This window comes from uncultured Psychroserpens sp. (assembly GCF_947501425.1).
Classification (GTDB): Bacteria; Bacteroidota; Bacteroidia; order Flavobacteriales; family Flavobacteriaceae; genus Psychroserpens.
The window spans coordinates 1-6,357 of sequence record NZ_CANMVN010000015.1 but is presented as its reverse complement, the minus strand read 5'-3'; the positions used below and the strand labels follow the sequence as shown (position 1 = coordinate 6,357).

Annotated in this window: 10 protein-coding genes; all 10 read left to right on the top strand. The window is 31.0% G+C overall.

Annotation, left to right across the window (positions count from 1 at the left end):
• The first annotated feature begins 176 nt into the window (after positions 1-176).
• The 10 genes from Q0951_RS16940 (at position 177) to Q0951_RS16895 (ending at position 6,146) form a co-directional block, all read left to right on the top strand.
• Complete coding sequence (locus Q0951_RS16940; protein ID WP_299339513.1) at positions 177-581, top strand: DUF6326 family protein; 405 nt, start codon at positions 177-179, stop codon at positions 579-581.
• An 88-nt stretch (positions 582-669) separates the two neighbouring features.
• Complete coding sequence (locus tag Q0951_RS16935; protein WP_299339512.1) at positions 670-912, top strand: hypothetical protein; 243 nt, start codon at positions 670-672, stop codon at positions 910-912.
• A gap of 229 nt (positions 913-1,141) precedes the next feature.
• Entirely contained in the window at positions 1,142-1,600 is a 459-nt protein-coding gene (locus tag Q0951_RS16930; protein WP_299339510.1) for a hypothetical protein, read from the top strand.
• Between the two features lie 235 nt (positions 1,601-1,835).
• Positions 1,836-2,525, top strand: a complete 690-nt coding sequence (locus Q0951_RS16925) for a hypothetical protein (protein ID WP_299339508.1) — start codon at positions 1,836-1,838, stop codon at positions 2,523-2,525.
• 250 nt (positions 2,526-2,775) lie between these two features.
• Positions 2,776-3,180 carry an OsmC family protein gene (locus Q0951_RS16920; RefSeq protein WP_299339507.1) on the top strand — a complete coding sequence of 135 codons (405 nt, stop codon included), beginning with the start codon at positions 2,776-2,778 and terminating at the stop codon, positions 3,178-3,180.
• Positions 3,181-3,546: 366 nt separating this feature from the next.
• Positions 3,547-3,780, top strand: coding sequence for a thioredoxin family protein (locus Q0951_RS16915; protein WP_299339505.1), 234 nt, complete (start codon positions 3,547-3,549; stop codon positions 3,778-3,780).
• Positions 3,781-3,847: 67 nt separating this feature from the next.
• Positions 3,848-4,570, top strand: coding sequence for a hypothetical protein (locus tag Q0951_RS16910; RefSeq protein WP_299339502.1), 723 nt, complete (start codon positions 3,848-3,850; stop codon positions 4,568-4,570).
• 4 nt (positions 4,571-4,574) lie between these two features.
• Positions 4,575-4,838 (top strand): DUF2024 family protein, encoded by a 264-nt coding sequence (locus Q0951_RS16905; RefSeq protein ID WP_299339500.1) that lies wholly within the window; start codon positions 4,575-4,577, stop codon positions 4,836-4,838.
• Positions 4,839-4,892: 54 nt separating this feature from the next.
• Positions 4,893-5,504 (top strand): MarR family transcriptional regulator, encoded by a 612-nt coding sequence (locus tag Q0951_RS16900; protein ID WP_299339497.1) that lies wholly within the window; start codon positions 4,893-4,895, stop codon positions 5,502-5,504.
• Positions 5,505-5,648: 144 nt separating this feature from the next.
• On the top strand, positions 5,649-6,146 hold the full coding sequence (locus Q0951_RS16895) for a hypothetical protein (protein ID WP_299339494.1): 498 nt from the start codon (positions 5,649-5,651) through the stop codon (positions 6,144-6,146).
• Positions 6,147-6,357 lie beyond the last annotated feature (211 nt).

The window sequence follows — 6,357 nt, the reverse complement described above, 5'->3', positions numbered from 1 at the left end:
ATAAAACACCAAATATGGTATATTTAAAAACAGCGTAAATCAATTTTTAACCTGTAGCCATATTTCAGGACTAGACAGCTAAAAACTGAACTGAATTCAAAATTCAGGCAACCATTCAAGCAGATTTTACGTCTTTATAAATAGAACCTTTATGTCTGAATTTTAAAACAATATGTATGTTAGAAAACCCAAAAGTGAATATCAAAATCAAACTTGCCTCTTTATGGACTTCCGTAACATTATGCTACTTATATGGAGACTATTTTGAACTTTACACGCCAGGGAAAGTAGACAGCCTAATTACAGGTGAAAACGTTTTAGACAGCCCAACAAAATTATTAATAGCATCAATAATTTTGGCAATTTCTTCAATTATGGTTGGAGCATCAATAATTCTTAAACCAAAAATGAACCGAATTCTAAATATTATTTTCGGAACCTTGTTTACGCTAATGATGTTACTTATAGGTGTAAATTCAATGACTGAATGGTATAGTTTTTATGCTTTTCTGGCATTTTTAGAAAGTATTATTACAGCTTTAATTGTTTGGTACGCTTGGAAATGGCCTAAAGAAAACTAAAACCAAACTTGAAAAGAAATTTGAACGAATTTCGGAAACAATAAAAGCCAATAGCTATTAATTCATAATAACTTCCTTTTAAAATAAAATGTCGAAAAAACCTAAACCAATTGTTCTTACATTAAAAGAAATGGAAAGAAAAGGAACTAGAGAACTTTTGGGATATTTAAACAAATTACATAAATGCGAAGAGTCATTTGAATCTTCAGATTTAGATAAGAATCCCGATTTAACTGATAAGGTCACAATCTATTTTAAACAGACTGAAAAATGGAAAATTGCATATAAAGACGTTAAGTCAATTTTAAAAAACAGAGAACATATTAAATAAAAGCCAGTAGCCAACAACGTGTATAATTAATTGCGTAAGATGGTTAAGACAAGGAAAAATTCTTACTTTTATTACTAATTATAAAAACTTGATTTAGATTGCATTAGCCTCGCTCCTGCCAACGCTGTTTTTGCCTACCTCCTTAAAGTCGGCTGATTCGGCAAAAGCTAAACTAGAGCAAGACTCAAAGATTGCAACTAAATCATACACAAATACGTTGTAGGTAATTATGAGGAACTTACTTATCATATTTATAATTTACTATTCAATAAAATTAAATGCTCAAGATCATATCGTCAATTATGGCGATAAAAAATTTATGACTATTGAAAAATTGCCATCTGAATTTAAGCAAACATATTCTCTTAAAAAACGTTTGCCAGATGGAAATTGGAAAGTAATTATCGAAAAAGATTCAATAATATTTATTGAAGGACAATATCTTAGTAAAAGAAAGCATGGAGTTTGGAAGTATTATGACGAAAAAGGATTTTTATGGAAATCAGAAAACTTTAGAAAAGGAAAATTGGTAGACACAACAAAATTATATTATCAAAACGGAAACGTAAGTCATAAATTAATATACGAATTAAAAGAAGTTATTAAAATAGAATATTACGGGCAAAATGGTGAATTGAAAAAAACGGAGTTTGGGAAAAACAGTAAAACTAGAACTAATCAAAATTGATTTAAAAAAAATAACTACCTACAACAACGTGTATAATTAATTGCTCAGCTGGTTAAGACAAGGAAAAATTCTTACTTTTAGTAATAATTAGAAAAACTTGATTTAGATTGCAATAGCCTTGCTCCTGCCAACGCTGTTTTTGCCTACCTCCTGCGTCGGCTGATTCGGCAAAAGCTAAACTCGAGCAAGTCTCTAAGATCGCAACTAAATCATACACAAACACGTTAGCAAACATATGATGAACCAAATAAAAATGTTCTTTATTCTAATATTGATTTTTAGTTGTTCTAACGAAGATCAGATTTCAAAATTTGAGAGCATTCTAGGAAAAGATAATAGTGGAACTCTAACCCATTTGGTGTCTGACTTTGAAAAAGATTTTTTAAAAAGAAATTATCCAGATTTAAAAATCGAGAAAGCTTATCTAAAGTTTCTATCTGAATTAGAAAATGATCCCAATGGAAATTGGAAAAAAACATCGAAAAAAAGCAGAGAACTCTTTAACAACAGTAGTTTAAAATTACAAGTTTATGGAATCGCTGACTCTGTTTGGATTGATAAAAAACTAGATAGTCTGAGCTCTAAAAGTTCTATTCCAATGATAAAAGTCAAATGGAAATACTTAGGACAAAATGGGAAATATAATTATGGAAGTTCAGAGTCTAGTTATGATACTTCAAAAAATGAAGATTCAATTATAGCGCAACGTAAAAAATATATAGTAATAAACTATTATGGAAAATATCGGGAAGCACTTAAGTATGTAGCCGAACATAATAAATTTATTAATAAATATTTGGATATGACACAAGCAGCAGGATCTCTACATCCTTCTATGCTAGCTTATGAAATGTTAATTGACGATGTGGATTTTTCTAATTATTTTATCAAAAGATTAATCGTAACTGAAATTGCATACAGATAATAATTACGTTTGCTAACAACGTGTATAATTAATTGCGAGATGTGTTTAAGAGGAGGAATTTTTCTTACTTTTATTACTAATTATAAAATCTTGATTTAGATTGCAATAGCCTCGCTCCTGCCATCGCTGTTTTTGCCTACCTCCTTGCAGTCGGCTGATTCGGCAAAAGCTAAACCTAGAGCAAGGCTTGAAGTCGCAACTAAATCATACACAAATACGTTAGCCACAAGCTGAATTAATAACATTATTTATGGAGTATTTTAGTAAAGCAAGCTCATCTTCAAAAAACAATGCTTCAATAAAAATCAAAGAATCGGAAATTATTTTTGGAATTACTCCAGAATCAAGTGATAATTTACCAAACCCTGCCGAATTATTCTTAGGATCTTTTTCTGCATGCATTCTTAAAAATGTTGAACGCTTTTCGATTTTAATGAATTTTGAATACTCAAATGCTGAATTAATAGTAAACGCTACACGACTCGAAAAACCTCCAAGGATGGATAAATTAAATTATGAGTTAAAAATCTACAGTCAAGACAATAATTTAAATATTGATTTGCTCAAAAAGAATATCGAGAAATTTGGAACAATATTTAACACAGTCAAGGCCTCCTGTAATATAAATGGTGAAATAAAAAAAATATCTGAATAAAAAGCCAGTGGCTAACAACGTGTATAATTAATTGCTGCGCAAGTGCTTTAAGTTTACCAAATATTCCTACAAATTACTATCTTTAGATAATTGAATAGTTGCGCACAAGCCTCGCTCCTGCCAACGCTGTTTTTGCCTACCTCCTGCGTCGGCTGATTCGGCAAAAGCTAAACTAGAGCAAGACTCAAAGTCGCAACTAAATCATACACAAACACGTTAGCCACAAGCTGAAAAAACTGCATCTATTTTACTCTCTTACTAAAAATCTACCACACTATTTTAAAATTAAATTGAATAAAAATTTTTATTGTTAGGAATCCTTACTATATTTGTAAAGCAATAATGCATTAATTTAAATATTATAAAATGAGTAAATCAATTTTTTATCACGCAGGATGTCCAGTTTGTATAAGTGCAGAACACGACATTATCAATTTAGTTGGAGCCGAAAATGTTGAAGTAGTAAACATAGGTGTAGACAGAAATAGAATTTCAGAAGCTGAAAATGCAGGAGTTAACTCTGTTCCAGCTTTGGTAACACCAAACGGAAATACACTACACATTAATTTCGGTGCTTCTATGGCAGATGTAAAAGGATAATTTTTTAAATCATATAGTTAGGATTCCTAATTTAAAAAAGAATCCTAACTTTCTAAAACAATTCGAAATGAAATCAATTATATTATTACTTACAACAACAGTACTTTTAAGCACAACTATAGCTTGCGCACAAGAAAGTCAATACAAAAATGATGACTTCAAAATTAACGAAGTTAGTGTAACTCACCAACCCAATTTAGGAATTACTATTTGGGAAATAATTGTAAATGGGACAGCAGGTAAAACTACACCAACAAAAGTTGGACAACTTGATGGTGCACCAGTTTTGGGATATGTATTTCCTACTAGTTTAAAACCAACTGATGTAGGGTTTAATCAAACAGAAGGAATTGTAGCTCTTGCTTTGACATCTCATCCAGACTTTGACGACACGCCTCTTTGGGACGAAAATAGTGACCAAATATTTGATAACGATGGAATTATTTGGCATCCACATTGGGTAATACTTCACGAAGATAAAAGAGTTGATGGAGGACTATCGGTTAAACAATTTAAGAAAGCAGATGAGACAGTTGTTTTACCACCAACAAACCCAGGAATGCCAATGTATATGGATTCACCAGGATTCCCTGTTACTACTAAAAGCAACACAATAAAAGTTGTCGTGCCAGACTATCGTATGAACAATAGAACAGATTTTAGTTTTGATGGTGTTACTGCATTTATGAAAGTAAATACAAGTAATGATAATTTACCTATGCTAGGAGTTTACGAAGTGTTTAGTGTAGCAAGTGGAGATTTATCATTACCATATAAAGTAAAAAAATAATAAAATGAACGTAGCAGTTTGGGACACTTATGTAAAAAGAGAAGATGGTAATATTATGCATTTTGATATTCTCGTTCCTGATAACATAACCAATGAACAAATCATATTTAATTTTGGGAAAGATTATCTGAAAACAAGATCTTTTAAAACAGGGCAATTGACCTCAAATGAATGTCGCCTGTGTCATATTGAACAAACAACAAAAGAAATGATCTCTTCAATTGAAAACAAAGGATATTTCATAATAGAAATGGAAAATTGTAATTAATTTAATTAGGATTACTAACTTTGCCTGTCGAACAAATTTTGACAGGCTTTTTTTATGAAGGAAAGTACATTTAACCCAGCACAACAAGAAAAAGACATTTCGAGTAAAATCGTTGCAGGAATGGAACGTGTTTCGGAAGTATTTAAAGTCCTGCTATGGGAAAAAGCTAAATTGGTTGGTCTAAGCCCAATTCAAATTCAGATACTCATATTCATAGCTTTTCACAAACAAGAATTGTGCAACGTAAGTCATATTGCAAAAGAATTTAACATAACTAAACCTACAGTAAGTGACGCCATTAAAGTTTTAGACAAAAAAGAACTTATTAAAAAAGACTATTCATCATCTGATAGTCGCAGTTATTCAATAATATTATCTGATTTAGGAGCTGATATAGTTTCTCAAACTTATGATTTTTCAAATCCACTAAAAAAACAAATTGATGGTTTTTCAACATCAGAATTAGAAAGTTTATTTGGAACTTTAAGTCAACTGATTTACAAATTAAATCGAAATGGAATTTTAAGCGTTCAAAGAACTTGTTATGGCTGTAAATTTTATCAAAAAAACCAAGAATCGGATTATTGTAATTTACTTCAAAAAGAATTATTGAATAATGAAATTAGATTAGACTGTCCAGAATTTGAGGAAAAAGCCAGTGGCTAACAACGTGTATAATCAATGCTAAGTTGGTTAAGCAAAGGAAAATTTCTTACTTTTATTAAATTATGATTTTCATCGGAATATTCCTTCGGAACATTCCGCACAAATCATACACGAACACGTTAGCTACAAGACAAACAAAACGCAATGGAATCTAAATGGGAAGAAATTTACAATGTTGTTAAAACTAAAAATTTAACAGCAGATGGAAAATCAAAACTTGCTATTGAATTCTTTTTAGGAAAAGAATGGATAGAAAAAACTGTGGACTTTGTGATTGAATTACATAATGAATTTGATTTAGCTGTAAAGTGTTTGCAGATTTTAGAATCTGAACATGCAACTGATTATGCATATAACATTTACAAAGAATCAACCCGAAAAGACACTTCAGAATTAGCAGTGTTTGTAATCAAGGAAATCGCTCATCCCAAATCCATAAAATGGGTAGAGGAATTTCTCAATCAAGAACACACAGCTGAATTTGGACTCGGCCTATTAGACCAATTACTCTGGTGTGAAAAAATTGAGCCGAATGAAGAAACGGAAAGACTACTTACTATTGCTTCTGAAAAGCTAAATGGAGAATTAATCGAACAAGTGGACTTTATAAAAGATTATTTAATTCAAAAGTCCAGTAGCTAACAACGTGTATAGTTCATTGCTTCTGAATTTCCTATCGGAAATTCTTCGCAATTTTACTATCTTGGTTTCTTAATCTGAAAATCCTCGCGGATTTTCACGCAACAAACCATACACAAACACGTTGTAAGTAATGCTGACCCGTCCTGAATAAAGGCTACATAATTTCAAACATTATGTATAAAAATGACAAAGTAATCAGACGGTATTCAGA